This is a genomic window from Chitiniphilus purpureus, assembly GCF_025642115.1.
GTDB classification, from domain to species: domain Bacteria; phylum Pseudomonadota; class Gammaproteobacteria; order Burkholderiales; family Chitinibacteraceae; genus Chitiniphilus; species Chitiniphilus purpureus.
Genome location: NZ_CP106753.1, coordinates 4109212 through 4127504, shown reverse-complemented (window position 1 = coordinate 4127504; position 18293 = coordinate 4109212). Strand labels below are relative to the sequence as shown.

Below are 18293 nucleotides of genomic sequence, written 5' to 3'. Positions count from 1 at the left end.
GTGCTCAAACCGATTCTGCTGGTCGAAGACAATCCCAATGACCTGGAACTGACGCTGGTGGCGCTGGAGCGCAGCCAGCTTGCCAACGAGGTGATCGTGGTGCGCGACGGCGCCGAGGCGGTCGACTATCTGTTCCGCCGCGGCCTGTATGCCGCGCGGCCCGACGGCAATCCTGCGGTGATCCTGCTCGATCTGAAGCTGCCCAAGCTCAACGGCCTGGAGGTGCTCAAGATCGTGCGCGACGCTGAAGAGCTGCGCAGCGTGCCCACGGTGATGCTCACCTCGTCGCGCGAGGAACCTGATCTGGCCAGCGCCTACCAACTGGGCGTGAATGCCTATGTGGTCAAACCGGTGGAGTTCCGCGATTTCGTCGCCGCGATCTCCGAGCTGGGCATCTTCTGGGCCGTGCTCAACGAGCCGCCGCCCGGTTCGATGCGGCTGGGCACCAGCCGCCGGGTGCAGGAGCGGCAAGAAGAGGCCAAATGAGAAAACCGGCACTGCCGCAGCCGATCGCGCTGCTGTTGATCGAGGACGACGCCCGCGATGCCGAGCTGTTGCTGGTGGAGCTGGAGCGTGCTGGTTATCTGATTGACTGGGTGCTGGTCGCCGGCGAGGTCGACCTGTGTGCCGCGCTGGCGCGCCGCGATTTCGACCTGATCCTGTCCGACTTCCTGTTGCCCGGTTTCTCGGGTGAACAGGCGCTGCACATCGCGCTGGAAATGGTGCCCGAGGTGCCGTTCATCTTCGTCTCCGGGGTGTCGGGTGAGGAGCACGCAGTCAACATGATGCGCGAGGGCGCGACCGACTACGTGCTCAAGCAAAGCCTCAAGCTGTTGCCCAAGGCGGTGGAGCGTGCCCTGCTGATCGCCAACGAGCGCACCGAGCGAAGGCGCATGGCCAATGCGTTGCGCACCAGCGAACTCAATACCCGCCTCGCGGTGGAGGCGGCGCAGCTGGGCATGTGGGACTACGAGCCACAGAGCGGCACGCTCACCTGGGACAGGCGTTGCCGTGCCATGTTCGGTGTCGAGCCGGATGCCGAGGTCACGCTCGAGACCTTCCGCAGCGCGATCCATCCGGACGATCTGCCGCGCATCGATGCGCTGGTGGCCGAGGCGATCAGCCAGGACAACCGCAAGGCGTATATCGCCGAATACCGCATCGTCACCCCGGGCGGTGCATTGCACTGGGTGGTGACGCGCGGCCAGGCGTTCTTCGAGCAGGGACGCTGCGTGCATTTCACCGGCGTGCTGCAGGACATCACCGAGCGCAAGCAGGCCGACCAGGCGATGCACGACATGAACGCCGAGCTGGAGCGGCGCGTCGAGGAGCGCACGCGCGAGCGTGACCGCACCTGGCAGCTGTCGCGTGACCTGCTGGTGGTGGCGCGCCACGATACCCAGGTGGTGGCGGTGAATCCGGCCTGGCTTGACACCCTGGGCTGGCGGGACGAGGACCTGCTCGGCCGGCAGCTGGTGGACTTCGTGCATCCCGAGGACTACGCCGCGACGCTGGAGGAGGCCGCGCGGCTGGCGAGCGGCCAGGTCACCTCGCGTTTCGAGAACCGTTTCCGGCATGCCGACGGCAGCTACCATTGGCTGTCCTGGGCGGCGGTGCCCGAAGGCGAGTTGGTATATGGAGCTGGGCGCGACATCACGCTGCAGAAGGTGGCGCTGCATGAGCTGGCCTATGCCAACCGCGCCCTGCTTGCACAGATCGAGGAGCGCGAACGGGTCGAGGCGACGCTGCAGCAGATGCAGCGCCTGGAGGCGGTGGGCCAGCTCACCGCCGGCGTCGCGCATGATTTCAACAATCTGCTGACCGTGGTGCTCAGCAACGTGAGCTTTCTCGGGCGCGGCATTGGCAAGGGTGTCGATACCGACAAGCTGCTGCAGTACGTGGCGCGCATCCGCGAGGCGGGCGAGCGTGGCGCCAAGCTCACCGGACAGCTGCTGTCGTTCTCACGCCGGCAGCGGCTGGCCCCGCAGGTGCTCGATCTGAACGCCACCATCCAAGGCATGCTCGATCTGTTGCGCAGCACGCTGGGCGGCAGCGTGCTGATCGAGATCGAACTGGCCGGGCAACCCTGGCTGGCGCTGGTCGATCCCACCCAGGTGGAGCTGATCGTGCTCAACCTGGCCATCAATGCGCGCGATGCGATGCGCAGTGGCGGCACCTTGCGGCTGAGCACCGCCAACGAAACATTGAACCAGCCACCGTTGCGCCCCGAGGAGCCCGAACCCGGCGAATACGTGGTGCTGTCGGTCGGCGACTCCGGTTCGGGCATGACGCCGGAAGTGATGGCCAAGGCCTTCGAGCCGTTCTTCACCACCAAGGAGCCGGGCAAGGGGTCGGGCCTGGGGCTGGCGCAGGTGTACGGGTTTGCCAAGCAATCGGGCGGTGGCGTGCGCATCCACAGCCGGCTGGGCGAGGGCACCACGGTCAGTGTCTACCTGCCGCGCGCCAGCGGCGAAGTGCAGCGGCCCGAAGCGGAGTCGCCCGGCACCGGGCCGGTGACGGCGCGCACGGTGCTGCTGGTCGACGACGATGCCGCGGTACGCGAGGCGACCTCGACGCAGCTGGCGCAGCTGGGCTACCAGGTGCTCGAGGCCGACAGCGGCGAGGCGGCGCTCACGCTGCTGGAGCAGCATTCCACCGTGGAATTGCTGCTGGCCGATTTCGCGATGCCGGGCATGAACGGCGGCGAACTGGCGCGTCGGGTGCGCGCGCAGTGGCCGGGTTTCCCCATCCTGTTCCTGAGCGGCTACGCCGATCTGCAGCGTGCCGATCTCACCGGCATCGACGTGGTGCAAAAGCCCTTCCACGAGGCCGAGCTGGTGCGTCGGATCGAGCGCACGCTGCAGGCACGCCCTGTGGCCCATCAGGAAGGGCCTCAGTGAACGAGGCCTCATCGCTGCGTCTGGCGTTGCGGGGTGCCACCGCGCCGCACCATCAGGAAGTCGATGCCCTGTTCTCGGTTTTCGCACTCGAGACGCACCAGGGCTATCGTGCCTTCCTCCGCGCGCATGCGCAGGCGGTCTGGCCGCTGGAGCTGGCGCTGGAGGCGGCCGGCGTGGCGCGGCTCCTGCCCGATTGGCCGCAGCGGCGCCGGCGGTTTGCGCTGGCGCAGGATCTGCGCCGGCTGGGGCTGGTCGTGCCGGCGCCGCTGGACTACCGCTGCGCCGATGCGGCCGCCTGCTGGGGCACGCTCTATACGCTGGAAGGCTCGCGGCTGGGCGGTGCGCTGCTGGCGCGCCGGGTGGCCGGGATGCCGGAGCTGACCGCGGCCAGCGCCTACCTGACCCACGGTGCGGGCCAGCCGCTCTGGCCGACGTTCCTTGGCCAGTTGGAAGGCACTGCGGGGCGCATGCCGCTGGCGGCACTGTGCGAGGCTGCCTGCCGTGCCTTCGAGTGCTTTGCCCGGGCCGGCCGGCTGGCCGCGCAAGAGATGGTTGACAACGCCGACGCCCGGCTTGCAAGATCGATTCCATGAACGCGCACCCCCACCTGCTTTCGCAACGTCGTCTCGCCGCACGAGCCCGAGCCTGGGCCGGTCGTGGCGCGTCGCGGACGGGCCGGAAGACCGGGGGCAGCCCGTAGCGATCTCCCCCCGAATTCCCGCTTCTTCCCCGCACAGGGCCACGGCACACACCGTGGCCCTGTTTGTTTTTGTGCCTTTGCCAACCCCTGTCCAGGAGCCTGTCGATATGTCTGCCCCAGCCACGCACGCCTTGATGAACACCGTGATCCGCCCGCCGCAGGTTTTCGTGCGTGGCCGCGGCGCCTACCTTTACGACGAGGTCGGCCTGGCCTACCTGGATTGGGTCCAGGGCTGGGCGGTCAACGCGCTTGGCCATTCGCCCGATGTGGTCACCGTGGCGCTGGCGCGGCAGGCTTCGACGCTGCTCAACCTGAGCCCGGCCTACTACAGCCGGCCGCTGTTGCAGCTGGCGGGGCGGCTGACGGCGCTCAGTGGGCTGGACCAGGTCTTTTTCATCAATTCGGGGGCCGAAGCCAACGAAGGCGCGATCAAGCTCGCCCGCAAGTGGGGTCGGCTCAACAAGGGCGGCGCCTACGAGATCATCACCTTCGACAACGGCTACCACGGCCGCACGCTGGCCACCATGTCCGCCACCGGCAAGCCGGGCTGGGCCGACTACTACCCGCCGCAGGTACCGGGTTTTCCCAAGGCGCGCTTCAATGACCTGGACAGCGTGGCTGCGTTGATCGGCCCCGCCACCGTGGCCGTGATGCTGGAGCCGGTGCAAGGCGAAGGCGGTGTCATCCCGGCCAGTCCGGATTTCATCGCCGGGTTGCGGGCGCTGTGCGACGAGCACGGCCTGCTGCTGATCTTCGATGAAGTGCAGACCGGCTGCGGCCGCTTGGGGACGCTGTTCGCCGCGCAGCACTACCGGGTGCAGCCGGACATCATGACGCTGGGCAAGGGGCTGGCCGCCGGGGTGCCGCTGTCGGCGCTGCTGGCAAGGCGCGATTGCTGCTGCTTCGAACCCGGCGACCAGGGCGGCACCTTCTCCGGTGCGCCACTGGCCTGCGCGGTGGCGCTGGACGTGCTCGAGATCCTGGCGCAGCCGGCGTTCCTGGCCAATGTGGCCGAACGCGGCGCGCAACTGGCGGCGGGTCTTGCCGGCCTCTCGGCGCGGTACGGCCTGGGCGAGGTGCGCGGCATCGGCCTGTTGCAGGCACTCGTGTTACCTGGATGCGATGCACTGGCTGTGGTGGAACTGGCGCGGGCCAAGGGTCTGCTGCTCAATGCACCGCGCCCGTCCTGCGTACGGATGATGCCGGCACTGAACAGCACCGCGGCCGAGATCGACCAGGGACTGGCGCTGCTGGATGCTGCATTGGGCAGCCGCCGGCAGGCTGCCTGAGAGACATCCACAGTCCCTGGCGACGTCGCGCTGCGTGCCAGGGCCGCTGCGCCGGGTCTTGTTCGCTGCGCTTGGCTTCACTTGCCCCATGCCTTCCGGCCGTGGCGTGCGGACCAGGCCTGCCGTACGGCCCGCCACTGCGCACAGGCCAGCCCATCGTGTTTCCGGATGTCCGCGCTGCTTGGGGGCTGTGCGGATGGTGGGCGGCGGTGCCTGGCTGCTGCATCGCGCGGCGGATCTGGTGGCAGCCTGATGCTGGCACGGCCCGGTGGCCTTGGCATCTGTCCGGTCGGTTGTCCCTGGCAGAGGGGGCGCCCAAGGGGACGGTGCTGCCATCCGGACTGCAGCACGGCTTGTGTACATTGGGCGTTGCCAAGGCCATCCGGGGCCTGCCTTGGAGGCACGGCGAACGCGCGATCAGCCCGCAATGCATGGTGCATTCCGTCGGCTGTGCGGCTTTTGGGTTTGATGTAGAACGTTCGTTCTATACAATGGGATCATTCTTGCCGAGAGTGGGTGCCATGAATGCTCCGCTTCCCTTGGAGGCCCGGCCGGGCCTGCAGTCGCTGTTGCCCCATCCTGCGCTGTGGCGCGGTGCCGATGGCGTGGCGGGGCCGGTGCTGGCCAGCGGCCATGCCTTGCTGGATGGAGTCTTGCCGGGCGGTGGCTGGGGAGTGGGGCAGGTGAGCGAGTTGCTGCATCGCCCGGGGCACGGGGAGCTGACGCTGCTGTTCCCCGCATTGCGGCAGCTGACGGCCATGGGACGCTCCGTCGTGCTGGTGGCACCGCCGTGGCCGCCCTATGCGCCGGCATGGGCGCAGGCCGGCATCGCGCTGGAGCGGCTGGTGTGGATACGCCCGGCCAACCCGGCCGAGGCGATGTGGGCGATGGAGCAGGCGTTGGCCGATCCGGCTCCGGGCGCAGTGCTGGGCTGGCATGCCGGCATGCTGGCCGATCGGGCTGCGCGGCGCCTGCAACTGGCCGCGCGCCAGGGCACTGCTGCGGCCTTCCTGCTGCGCCATGCGGTGGCGCAGTCCACCGCGTCGCCGTTTCCGCTGCGCCTGGCTGTGGCCGGGTTGCCGGATGGCTGGCGCATCCGGGTGCTCAAGCGGCGCGGTCTGCCGCTGACCGCGCCGGTCGACCTTTCACGCGATGAGGTTCACGATGCTTTGGCTGGCGTTGCATCTGCCCCGGCTGGCGCTGGATGTGTTCCCGCCTCCACCGCCCGCCTGCCCGGATTCTGATGCCATCCCGGCGGTGCGCCCGCGCATCGTGGTGGCAAGCCAGGGGCGCGGCGAGCGGCTGGTGCTGGCCGACGCGCTGGCCGCCAGCCTCGGGCTGCAGCCGGATATGAAGCTCTCGGCGGCGCTGGCATTGGTCAACCAGCTGGTGATCCATCGGCGCAATCCGCAGGCCGAGGCGGCGGCGCTGGCCCAACTGGCTGGCTGGGCATTGCGCTTCACGCCGACCGTGGTGCTGGCCGAGCCTGATACCCTGCTGTTGGAGATCGGTGGCTGCCTGGCCTATTTCGGCGGCCTCGCACGATTGCGTGGCGAGGTGGAAAGCGGCGCCCAGGCACAGGGCTATGCCGTGACCAGCGCGGTGGCGCCCACGCCGCTGGCGGCGCAGTGGCTGGCATGCCAGGGCCGGGTCGAGCCGGTACTGCAGGCCGACCTGCTGCATGCCGTGCTGGCGCCGTTGCCGCTGACGGTATTGCCGTTGGCCCCGGCGCAGGCGCAAACCCTGCAGCAACTGGGGCTGCGCCGCCTGGGCGATGTGCTGGCATTGCCGCGGGCGGGGCTGGCCCGGCGTGCGGGGCGCACGCTGCCGCTGCTGCTGGAGCGGGCCCTCGGTGCCTTGCCCGATCCGCGCCCGGTCTTTGTCGCACCTGACCGTTTCGAACGCACGATCGATCTGGATTGGCCGGTCGAGACGGTGCCGGTCTTTCTCATGCTGGCCCAACGGCTGCTCGCGGCACAGGAGGCGTTCCTGTCCGGGCGCGGGCTTGGCGTGCAGACGGTGGTCTTTCGCTTCACCCATGAAATGCATGCACCCACTGCCGTCACGATCAGTGCTGGCCGGCCGTTGCGCGACGCAGCCGCCTGGCTGGCCATCGTACGTGAGCGGATGGCGCGCGAGCGGCTGGCCGCGCCGGCTGCGTCGGTCACCCTGCTGGCCGAAGCGCTGCATCCGCTCGACGGCCGGCCGCAGCATCTGTTCGGCGCGCAGCATGGGCAGGGCATGCCGACCCTGCTGCTGGACCGTATGGCGGCCCGCCTGGGTGCGGACGCGGTATGCGGCGTGGCCACGGTGCCGGACCACCGGCCCGAGCGCGCCTGGGCCGAGGTGGCACCAGGCACCACGAGCAGCCCGCTGCCGCTGGGCATGCGGCCGGGCTGGCTGCTGCCGGCGCCGCGTCGCCTGCCGCTGCGCGATGAGCTGCCCTGGCATGGCGAGCCGCTGCGTTGCCTGGGGCGTGCCGAGCGGATCGAATCGGGCTGGTGGGACGGGGGCGACGTGACCCGCGACTACTACGTGGCCCAGGGGCCTTCGGGTGCGCGCTACTGGATCTTCCAGGACCGGACCGCAGGCGACTGGTGGCTGCATGGGATGTTCGCGTGAGCGCCCTCGATCATGCCGGCACCCTGCCGCCCGCGGAACCGGTGCCGCAGTACGCCGAGCTGCATTGTCTGTCCAATTTCTCGTTCCAGCGCGGCGCCTCGCACGCGCATGAGCTGGTGGAGCGCGCGCAGGCGCTGGGCTACACCGCGCTGGCGCTGACCGACGAATGCTCGCTGGCCGGCATTGTGCGTGCGCACGTGGCGGCCAAGGAGGCGGGGCTCAAGCTGATCGTCGGAGCGGAGTTCACGCTGGATGACGGCCTGCGGCTGGTGCTGCTGGCACCGGACCGGCATGGCTACGGCGATCTTTCCGAGCTGATCACCCTCGGGCGGCGTCAGGCCGCCAAGGGCAGCTACAAGCTCGGCCGCAACGATGTGGCGATGCTGTGTGGCCATCTGCTGGCGTTATGGCTGCCTGCCGATGTACCGAGCGTGGCCGACGGCGGCTGGTTCGCCGCCCATTTCCCCGACCGGGCCTGGATCGCGGCGGAACTGCTGCATGGTCCGGACGATCAGGGCCGGCTGGCGCAGCTGCAATGGCTGGGTGCGGCCACCGGGCTGCCCTTGGTGGCGGCGGGCGATGTGCATATGCATGTGCGCTCGCGCCGGGCGCTGCAGGATGTGCTGACCGCGATCCGGATCGGTTCGCCGGTGGCGCAATGCGGATTGCAACTGGTCGGCAACGGCGAGCGCCATCTGCGTCCGCGGGCCCGGCTGGCGGCGCTCTACCCGGCCGCACTGCTGGCCGAGACGCAGCGGATCGCCGCACGCTGCACCTTTGTGCTCGACAGCCTGCGTTACGAATACCCGGCCGAGCTTGTGCCTGCGGGCCTTACCCCGACCGGGCATCTTGCGGCTCTGGTGGAAGCGGGGCTGGCGCAGCGCTACCCCGCCGGCACGCCCGCCATGGTGCAGCAGCTGGTCGCGCACGAGCTGGCGCTGATCGCGCGGCTGCGCTACGAGGCATTCTTTCTCACGGTGGAGGATATCGTCCGCCACGCCCGCAGCCGGGGCATCCTGTGTCAGGGCCGCGGCTCGGCCGCCAACTCGGTGGTGTGCTATGCGCTGCACATCACTGAAGTGAGGCCGGAGGAGGGCAACCTGCTGTTCGAGCGCTTCATCTCGGTCGAGCGGGGGGAGCCGCCGGATATCGATGTCGATTTCGAGCACGACCGGCGTGAAGAGGTGATCCAGTACATCTACGGCAAATACGGGCGCGACCGGGCCGCGCTCGCCGCCACGGTGATCAGCTACCGGACCAAGAGCAGCCTGCGCGACGTGGGGCGGGCGCTGGGGCTGGCCGAGGACCAGCTCGACCGGCTGGCCAAGAACCTGTCGTGGTGGGACAGCCGGGATCACCTGTTCCAGCGCATGGTGGAGGCCGGGCTTGACCCCGAAAGCCGCCAGGTGCGCTTGCTGGTGGCGCTGGTCGGGCAACTGAGGCGTTTTCCACGCCATCTGTCGCAGCACGTGGGCGGTTTTGTCATCTCCAGCGGGCCGCTGGCGCGTCTCGTGCCGATCGAGCCGGCGGCCATGGACGGCCGCACCGTCATCCAGTGGGACAAGGACGATCTGGAGGCGCTGGGGCTGTTGAAAGTGGATGTGCTGGCACTGGGCATGCTCTCGGCGATCCGGCGCAGCCTGGAGGCGGTAACGGCGCTGCGCGGGCGGCCCTTCACGCTGCAGGACATCCCTCGCGAAGACCCGCGGGTGTATCGGATGCTGTCGCGGGCCGACACCATCGGCGTGTTCCAGGTGGAGTCGCGCGCGCAGATGAGCATGCTGCCCCGGCTCAAGCCGGCCCGTTTCTACGATCTGGTGATCGAGGTCGCCATCGTCCGGCCCGGCCCCATCCAAGGCGGCATGGTGCACCCCTACCTGCAACGACGCGAGGGCCTGGAGTCGGTGGAGTACCCCAGCCACGCCGTCAGGAGCGTGCTCGAACGCACGCTGGGCGTGCCCATCTTCCAGGAGCAGGTGATGAAGCTGGCCGAGGTGGCCGCCGGCTTCACCCCGGGCGAGGCTGACCAGCTGCGGCGCTCGATGGCTTCGTGGCGCCAGAGCGGCAAGCTCGAGCAGTTCAAGGACAAGTTGCGCCAGGGCATGACCGGACGCGGTTACACCGGGGATTTCGCCGAACGCATCATCCGGCAGATCGAAGGCTTCTCCGAATATGGTTTTCCCGAATCGCATGCGGCCAGCTTCGCCACCCTGGTGTATTTCAGCGCCTGGCTCAAGTGCCACGAGCCGGGTGCGTTCCTGTGTGGCCTGCTCAACTCGTTGCCCATGGGTTTTTATACGGCGTCGCAACTGATCCAGGATGCGCGCCGCCATCGGGTGGTGGTGCTGCCGGTCGACGTGCAGCACAGCGCCTGGGAAAGCGCGCTGCAGGCGCAAGGGCAGGCAGAGCCGGCGGTGCGCCTTGGCTTCAATCGCATCGGCAGCCTGGCCGCATCGGCCGCCGGGCGCATCGTAGCGGCACGCCCGGCGGACGGCTTTGCATCGGTGGCTGACCTGCAGCGGCGGGCTGGACTGGACCGGCGCGCGCTCGATGCACTCACCGCCGCCGGGGCGCTTGCCACGCTGGCCGGGCACCGGCACGCGGCGCATTGGCAGGTCAGCGGCCTTGATGTGCGGCACGACCTTGGCACCACCAGCGATGGTGCCGCGCCGGCCGATCTTGCCGCGCCCACACTGGGCGAGGATCTGGTGGCCGATTACCGCAGCATGGGGCTGACCCTGCGTGCGCATCCGCTCAGCCTGCTGCGCACGCGCCTGGCCCGCGAGCGCATGCACAGCGCGGCGGACATCCGGCAACGCCGCCACGGCCAGCCGGGCCGGGCCTGCGGCATCGTGGTGGGGCGGCAACGCCCCGGCACCGCCAGCGGGGTCACATTCGTGACGCTGGAGGACGAGACCGGCAACGTCAACGTCATCGTCTGGCGACAACTGGCCGATCTGCAACGCCGGGCCCTGCTGGGCGCGCGGCTGCTGGCGGTCTATGGGGTGATCCAGCGCGAAGGGGCGGTGGTGCACCTGCTGGCGCAGCGGCTGGTGGATATGACACCGCTGCTGGGCCGTCTACCGAGTGAAAGCCGTGATTTCCATTGAAACCGCACTCTCCCGCCTCATTCCCGGATTGAATGGCAACCCGCGTCCTCGGCGCTGGAGCGCCGCGCAGGCCCCGGTGATCATTTCGCTGCTCGATATCGAACTGTGCCGGCTGATGACCATGCAGGCGCTGCTGCACCAGCATGCGCAGGTGCATGTCGAATATGCGTTCCGCTGCCAGCATCCGTGTGAGCTGCCGCCAGGGGTGCTCAAGGCCGAGCTCGAAGACCAGCTCGACGAGCTGTGCACGCTGCGTTTCTCGGCTGCCGAACTGGCTTACCTTGCCCGTGTGCCATCGCTGCACCCAGGATTCATCGGGTTCCTGGAGGGCTTCCGGCTACCGCGGCAGTGTGTTGCCGTCACCGCGTCGCAGGATGGCGGGCTGGCGATCCGCGTGGCCGGCCCGGTGTTGCACTGCCTGCCGTTCGGCACCTACCTGCCCGCACTGCTGGGCGAGGTCTACAGCCGGCAGTTCCTGCTCGCGCCGGCGCTGGTGGCCGGGCGGGAGCGGCTGCTGGGCAAGCTTGACCGGCTGCGCCGCTTTGCCCGGGCGCCGCAGCGGCGCTTTCCGTTCGCCTGGTTCGAGGCGGGAACCCGCCACCGCTATGCGCGCTCCTGGCAGGAGGAGGTGGTCTTCGCACTGACCCAGGCAGGTTTCGGCGCTGTCAACGGCACCACCAACCTTTATCTGGCGATGCGCCACGGATTGCAGCCCATCGGCGGGATGGCGCCCGAATACCTTGGATTGTTCCAGGGCCTTGCGCCCGCGCCGGAGGATGCACAACGGCAGGCGCTGGAGCACTGGGTGCGGCAATATCGGGGCGATGCGGGTGTTGCCGGTGGCGGCAGCGGCACCGTCGAGGCCTTTCTCGCCGGCTTCGACCGCTATTTCTGCAAGCTCTTCGACGGCTTGTGCCATGAAGCGGGCGACCCCATCGCGTGGGGGGAACGGGTCATCGCCCACTGGCGTGCACAGGGCGTCGATCCTGCGGGCAAGACCCTGGTGTTTGCCCAGGTGGCCACGCTGGAGCGGGCGTTCACGCTGTATCACACGTTTGCCGACCGCATCCCGGTGCGGCTGGGCGTGGGTGCCGACCTGGTGCACGATTGCGCCCAGGCACCGTTGCACGGCGAGTTGGCCCTGCTGGGCTGCAATGGCCGCATGGTGGCAGCCTGAGCGCCACAGCCCCATACCGTGGCCGGTCGCCAAGGTTCGCCAAGGTCGCCAAGTCGTTGGCGCCCGGGCGCGATGCGTTGGCCCCGGCGTGGGGACGGGCTCCCCACGCTGGTGCAGCGCGTCGCCCCCCAGTGGCTGAGGTACGCACGGCCGACAGCCGGGGGTGGCCGCAAAGCGAGCCGCGTTTGCGCCACGACAATCCCTCGCTTGCTGCATTACGGTAAAACCTGACCCGATCACGGCAGAACCCTGGTTGTCCCTGCCGCAACGAGTCGGGATAATGCGGCAAGCCGCATGGCGCGCGGTTGGCGCCCCATCCGTGTTTATCTATCTGAGAGGAATATCTATGGCAACGCGTACAGACATGGCCAATGCCATCCGGGCGCTGGCGATGGACGCCGTGCAGAAGGCCAACTCCGGGCACCCCGGCATGCCGATGGGCATGGCTGAGATTGCCGTGGCGCTGTGGGGCGAAGGGCACTATCGCCACAATCCCCGGAATCCGCAGTGGTTCAACCGCGACCGCTTCATCCTGTCCAACGGTCATGGTTCCATGCTGCAGTACGCGTTGCTGCATCTCACCGGCTACGATCTGTCCATCGACGATCTGAAGAACTTCCGACAACTGCATTCCAAGACCCCGGGCCACCCCGAATACGGCTACGCCCCGGGCATCGAGACCACCACCGGTCCGCTGGGCCAGGGCATTGCCAACGCGGTCGGCTTCGCGCTGGCCGAAAAGCTGCTGGCGCGCGAATTCAACCAGCCCGGCTACGACATCGTCGATCACCACACCTGGGTGTTCATGGGCGACGGCTGCCTGATGGAGGGCGTGAGCCATGAAGCCTGCGCGCTCGCCGGCACCTGGGGCCTGGGCAAGCTCAATGTGTTCTGGGACGACAATGGCATCTCGATCGATGGCCACGTCGAAGGCTGGTTCAACGAGGATGTCCCGGGCCGCTTCGAAGCCTATGGCTGGCATGTGGTGCGCGGTGTGGACGGCCATGATGTCGGGGCCGTGCTCAACGCCATCGAGCAGGCCAAGGCGGTGACCGACAAGCCGTCGCTGATCTGCTGCAAGACCGTCATCGGCAAGGGCAGCCCGAACAAGGCCGACAGCCATGATTCGCACGGTGCCCCGCTGGGTGAGGCCGAGATCGCCGCCACCCGCGCCGCGATCGGCTGGAACCACGCGCCCTTCGAGATCCCGCAGGACGTGTACGACGCCTGGAACAAGCACCAGGCCGGCGCCGAGCAGGAAGCCGAATGGCAGGCGCTGTTCGACAAGTACGCACTGCAGCACAAGGACCTGGCGGCCGAGTTCAAGCGCCGCATCGCCGCCAAGCTGCCGGAAAACTGGAACAGCATCGTCGAGGCGGCACTCACCGAGGCCCGCCAGAAGGCCGAGACCATCGCGACCCGCAAGGCCAGCCAGAACGCGCTCAATGCCTTCGCGTCGCAGTTGCCCGAAATGCTGGGCGGCTCGGCCGACCTGACCGGCTCCAACCTGACCAACTGGAAGGGCAGCACCCCGCTCAAGCGCGAAGGCAACACGCTGCTGGGCAACCATATCAGCTACGGTGTGCGCGAATTCGGCATGAGCGCCATCATGAACGGTGTCCAGCTGCATGGTGGCTGGCGTCCGTATGGCGCCACCTTCCTGATGTTCAGCGAATACGCGCGCAACGCACTGCGCATGGCCGCGCTGATGAAGATCCCGACGCTGTTCGTGTTCACCCACGATTCGATCGGGCTGGGTGAGGATGGCCCGACCCACCAGCCGGTCGAGCAGACCGCTTCGCTGCGCGTGATCCCGAACATGCATGTCTGGCGGCCGTGCGACACGGTGGAATCCATCGTCGCCTGGGCCTATGCCATCGAGCAGAAGACCACGCCGTCCACACTGATCTTCAGCCGGCAGAACCTGGCGTTCCAGCAGCGCAGCGACGAACAGGTCGCCAATATCCGCAAGGGCGGCTACGTGCTCAAGGATGCCGCGGGTGCCAAGGTGGTGCTGATCGCCACCGGCTCCGAGGTCGATCTGGCGGTCAAGGCGGCCGAGCAGTTGGCCGGACAGGGCATCGCCGCGCGCGTGGTATCGATGCCCTCGACCAATGTGTTCGATCGGCAGGACCAGGGCTACAAGGACAGCGTGCTGCCCCCGGGCGTGCCGCGGCTGGCGGTGGAGGCCGGCATCACCGACGGCTGGCGCAAATATGTGGGGCTCGAAGGCGACGTGGTCGGGATCGACCACTTCGGCGAATCGGCACCGGCCGGTGTGCTGTTCAAGGAATTCGGCGTCACCGCCGACAACGTGGCGGCACGGGCCAAGGCGCTGGTGAAGTAACCGTGAGGCGGGCGCCTTGCCCGCCTGTCCGACCGGAACGGGCATGCTGCGGCATGCCCGTTTCCATGTCCGGTGCCGGCCGTTCCATCGCCGATGGGCGTATGCGGCACCCCGGTGCGCTACCATCATGGGCGCCTTCGTCCGACCTGCCCGCATGCACCACCTGCGTCGTCCCCGTCATGCTTGGCTTGCGCTCTTCGCGCTGGCCCTGCATCTGCTGCTGCCGCTTGCCCATGCCGGCATGGCCGGTTCGGGGGCGGTTGCGCTGGCGCTGTGCTCCAGCGCAGGCCAGCAGGTGCAGCTCATCGCCCTCGAGCAGGGCGGCCAGGATGCGACCGCGCTGGTCAAGGGTTGCCCGCTGTGCGCCACGCACGCGGCCCAGCCGGCGTTGCCACCGGCTGCAAAGCCATGCCTTGCCGCGCTGACCTATCGCGCGCCGCAGGCTACGCATCCGGCAGCCTGCGAGGTGCCGACCGCACCATGCCGGCTGCCGCCGAACCGCGGGCCGCCCGCCGCCTGATCTTGCGCCCATGACCGGGTACCGGCGCTTCGCGCGCCGGTACGACCCATTGCGAGATCCAGGAACCCTGATATGTCCACCCGCATCCCTGCGGCGGCGCGCACCTGCGCGCTCGCCGTCGTCAGCGCTTGCGCCGCCGCCGAGCCGGCCGGCGCCACGCTCGATACCATCATCGTCTCCGCCGAACGCGGCGGTGCCGCGCTCAAGGAGACCGCCGCCGCGGTCGCCAGGACCGACGCGGCAACGCTTGCCCGGCTCAAGCCCACCTTCATCGGCGAGGCACTCAACCAGACCCCGGGCGTGCTGATGCCCAACCTGGGCGGCGAACAGCATAACCTCTCGATCCGCCAGCCCATGACGTACAACGCCTACTACCAGTTCCTGGAGGATGGCGTGCCGATCCGGCCGGTCGGCATCTTCAACCACAATGCGCTCTACGAGGTGAATCTGCCCGGGGCCGACAGCATCGAAGTGGTGCGGGGCCCGGCTTCCAGCCTGTTCGGCGCCAATGCCGTCGGCGGCGCGGTCAATTTCAACACCCGTGCGCCGCGTGCCGGCTTCGGCGGCGAGCTGGCGCTGCGCGGCGACGAGCACGGCTACGCCCGCGCCGATGTGAGCCTGGAAGGCGGGCGTGACGACCTTGCGGCACGCTTTGCCGGCTACAGCGCGCGCGGCCGTCCGGATTGGCAGCAATACGCCGACTACGACAAGGAAGGCGGCACGCTGCGTGTGGACAAATGGCTCGGCGACACACTCTGGAAAACCACGCTGACGGCAAGCCATCTGTATACCGACATGGCCGGCAGTCTCACCCCGTCGCGGTTCGGTACTGATCCGGGCTACAGCCTGCACACCTTCACCTACCGCGATGTGGATGCGTTGCGCGCCAGCACCCAGCTCTCGGGCAGCCTGAACGACGGCGGCACCAGCACGGCCACGCTGTATCTGCGGCGCAACCACACCGAGCAGCTGCCCAGCTATCTGATCTTCAACACCGGCCCGACCACCGCGTCCGGCCGCACCACCGACAACCGCTTCACCTCCTATGGGCTGGATGCGCGGCACGAGCAGGCGCTGGCCGGCTGGCGCCTCGTCGGCGGTGTCACCGTCGAGCGCAGCCCGAACCGGCAGACCGAGTACAACCTGGCGGTCACGCGCGATGCGGCCTCCCAGCGCTATACCGGCTACACCCGGCTGGGCCTGCGCCGCGACTACGAGGTGGTGCTGGACAACGGCGCGGTCTACGGCGAGGCCCATTGGCAGCCCGCCAGTGCATGGCGCCTGTCGGCCGGTGCCCGCTACGACCGCATCGGCTACGACTACGACAACCGGCTTGAACCCACGGCATCGACCGGCGCACCGAGTCAGCAGAAGACCTTCTCGGCGTTGTCGCCACGGCTGGGCCTGACCTGGCAGGCCAGCGACACGGTCAATCTCTATGCCAGCGCTTCGCGTGCCTTCACCCCGCCCGAGGTGAGTGCGCTGTTCTCGTCGTTGCAAGCACCGGACCTGAAGGAATCGGCCTTCGACAACCTCGAAGCCGGTGTGCGCGCCGAGCCGCTGCCGGGCCTGGCACTGCAGGCCACCGTCTACCGGCTCACCGGGCATGACGAAATCGTCAGCTTCAGCACCCAGCCCGGCCGTTCCGAGCCGCGCAACGCCGGCAAGACACGCCATGTCGGCGTCGAGTTCGGCGCCGGCTGGCAGGCTGCCCGCTGGGACGCGCGACTGGCAGGCGCCTATGCCCGCCATCGCTTCATCGCCTATGAAGCCGCCCCCGGGATGCACTACGACGGCCGCGACATGCCTGCCGCGCCTGAGTGGATCGCCAACGCCGAGCTGGGCTGGAAGCCCATGCAGGCACTGCGGGTGGCGCTAGAGGCGCAATACGTCGGCCCGTACTGGATGAACAACGCCAACACCGAACGCTATGCCGGCCATACGCTGCTGCACCTGCGTGCCAACTGGCGGCGGGGGGCGTGGGAAGCCTGGGCATCGCTCACCAATCTTGCCGACAAGCGCTATGCCGAAATCGCCGCGTCGACCTACAACGGCCTCGCCGGGCGCGATCCGGAGGCGCAGGACACCTACAGCGCCGGCGCGCCGCGTACCCTGTTGGCCGGCGTACGCTACCGCTTCGGGGGGGATGGGCAATGAGCGCACGCGAATCGTTCGCCACCGTGGCCAGCCGCGGCCGGTCCGTACCGGCCTGGCTGATCCGCTGGCATCGCCTGCTGGCCTGGCCCGCCCTGGCGGCCATCCTGCTGTGGGGTGCCACCGGCGTGATGCATCCGGTGATGTCGGCCTTGTCGCCCGTACCCGCGCATCCGCCGGCTGCGCAGCCGCTGCCGGCAGGTCTGCGGCCCGTTGCACCGCCCTTGCCGCGCACGCTCACCGCACTGCGCCTGACCCTGCTCGAAGGCCGCCCTGCTTGGCGGGTGCATGGCGACGGCGTGGTGCGGTGGTTCGATGCATATAGCGGCATCGAGCTTGCCGGGGCCGACGCGCGCGAAGCCGAACGGCTGGCGCGGGCCTTCACCGGCGATGCCGCAAGCCCGGTTGCCCGGATCGCGCAGGTGACTGCTTTCGGTCCTGACTACCTGCCGATGAACAAGCTGCTGCCAGTGTGGCGCGTCGATTTCGCCCGTGACGATGGCCTCACCGCCTTCGTCGATACCGACGGCGGCCGCTTGGCCACATTGACCGACGACAGCAAGCGCGTGCTGTCGACGGTCTTCAGTGCAGTACATCGCTGGTCCTGGGCCGGGGAGGGCACGTTCAAGCGGATGGGCATCGGGCTGCTGGTCGGTGCCGCCTTTGTCACGCTGTGCGGCGGGTTGGCACTGTACGTGCTGCGCTGGCGTGCCGGCACCTTGCGTGCCAGCCAGCCGGCAGGACGACGCCTGCATCGCGCGTTGGGCCTGCTTGCCGTGTCCGCGGGTCTGGCGTTGACCGGCAGCGGGCTCATCCACCTGTGGCTGGCGCGGCCCAACCCGCCGACACCTGTGGTTCAGCCGCTGCCCGGTGCCGCGCCGCTTGCGGCGGTGCCGCAGGGCGTCGAGGCGCTGATCGCCGTCGCCATCGACGGCGCGCCGGTCTGGTTGGCCGCCACCGCTGCCGGGGGCAGCCACGCCGAGCATGCGCATCACCACCACCAGCATGCCGCCCCAGGCGGATTGCCGCGCTATTTCGATGGTGCCGCGTGGCTCCCCGAAACAGCCGCACGGCGCCATGCGGCGCAGCTTGCCCGGGCCGCCGGTGCACCGGCGGCCCCGGTCGCGCGGGTGACGCTGGTGACCCGGTTCGGCGGCGAGTACGGCTTCTTCCAGAAGCGGCTGCCGGTCTATCGCATCGACTTCGCGGCGCCGGGGCGCCCGGCCTGGTACGTGGAGCCGGCCACAGGTGCGTTCTCGACCAGGGTGGAAGAGACCGACCGCCTGGAGGGCTACCTTTTCTCGTGGCTGCACAAATGGCACTGGCTCGATGGCCTGGGCAAGACGCCGCGCGACGCGATCCTGGTGGCTTTCGTCCTGGTCAACATGCTGGCCGCGCTGGTGGGGATAGGGTTGTGGCGCAGGCGCGGCCGGCGCTGAGCACAGGTCGGGCAGGCGGCGCCGCGGGCCGGTTG

Annotated in this window: 12 protein-coding genes; all 12 read left to right on the top strand. The window is 68.9% G+C overall.

The window, feature by feature from the left end; genetic code table 11:
• Positions 1-486 (top strand): response regulator, encoded by a 486-nt coding sequence (locus N8I74_RS19060; RefSeq protein ID WP_263124789.1) that lies wholly within the window; start codon positions 1-3, stop codon positions 484-486.
• Positions 483-2900, top strand: coding sequence for a response regulator (locus tag N8I74_RS19055; protein WP_263124788.1), 2418 nt, complete (start codon positions 483-485; stop codon positions 2898-2900). Before N8I74_RS19060 ends, N8I74_RS19055 begins: the two co-directional genes overlap by 4 nt.
• Entirely contained in the window at positions 2897-3493 is a 597-nt protein-coding gene (locus N8I74_RS19050) for a biliverdin-producing heme oxygenase (protein ID WP_263124787.1), read from the top strand. Before N8I74_RS19055 ends, N8I74_RS19050 begins: the two co-directional genes overlap by 4 nt.
• 214 nt (positions 3494-3707) lie before the next feature.
• Complete coding sequence (locus tag N8I74_RS19045; RefSeq protein WP_263124786.1) at positions 3708-4889, top strand: aminotransferase class III-fold pyridoxal phosphate-dependent enzyme; 1182 nt, start codon at positions 3708-3710, stop codon at positions 4887-4889.
• 521 nt (positions 4890-5410) lie between these two features.
• Positions 5411-6133 carry a translesion DNA synthesis-associated protein ImuA gene (imuA, locus tag N8I74_RS19040; protein ID WP_263124785.1) on the top strand — a complete coding sequence of 241 codons (723 nt, stop codon included), beginning with the start codon at positions 5411-5413 and terminating at the stop codon, positions 6131-6133.
• Positions 6054-7511 (top strand): Y-family DNA polymerase, encoded by a 1458-nt coding sequence (locus N8I74_RS19035; RefSeq protein ID WP_263124784.1) that lies wholly within the window; start codon positions 6054-6056, stop codon positions 7509-7511. The genes imuA and N8I74_RS19035 overlap by 80 nt, the downstream gene beginning before the upstream one ends.
• Positions 7508-10621, top strand: coding sequence for an error-prone DNA polymerase (locus N8I74_RS19030; RefSeq protein WP_263124783.1), 3114 nt, complete (start codon positions 7508-7510; stop codon positions 10619-10621). The genes N8I74_RS19035 and N8I74_RS19030 overlap by 4 nt, the downstream gene beginning before the upstream one ends.
• Positions 10608-11798 carry a beta/alpha barrel domain-containing protein gene (locus N8I74_RS19025; protein ID WP_263124782.1) on the top strand — a complete coding sequence of 397 codons (1191 nt, stop codon included), beginning with the start codon at positions 10608-10610 and terminating at the stop codon, positions 11796-11798. Before N8I74_RS19030 ends, N8I74_RS19025 begins: the two co-directional genes overlap by 14 nt.
• 346 nt (positions 11799-12144) lie before the next feature.
• Complete coding sequence (gene tkt, locus N8I74_RS19020) at positions 12145-14145, top strand: transketolase (protein ID WP_263124781.1); 2001 nt, start codon at positions 12145-12147, stop codon at positions 14143-14145.
• A 127-nt stretch (positions 14146-14272) separates the two neighbouring features.
• Positions 14273-14665, top strand: a complete 393-nt coding sequence (locus tag N8I74_RS19015) for a DUF2946 family protein (RefSeq protein ID WP_263124780.1) — start codon at positions 14273-14275, stop codon at positions 14663-14665.
• A gap of 72 nt (positions 14666-14737) precedes the next feature.
• The gene (locus tag N8I74_RS19010) at positions 14738-16822 is read left to right on the top strand and encodes a TonB-dependent receptor (protein ID WP_263124779.1); all 2085 of its coding nucleotides are present in this window, start codon (positions 14738-14740) and stop codon (positions 16820-16822) included.
• Complete coding sequence (locus N8I74_RS19005; RefSeq protein ID WP_263124778.1) at positions 16819-18258, top strand: PepSY domain-containing protein; 1440 nt, start codon at positions 16819-16821, stop codon at positions 18256-18258. Before N8I74_RS19010 ends, N8I74_RS19005 begins: the two co-directional genes overlap by 4 nt.
• The last annotated feature ends 35 nt before the right edge of the window (positions 18259-18293 follow it).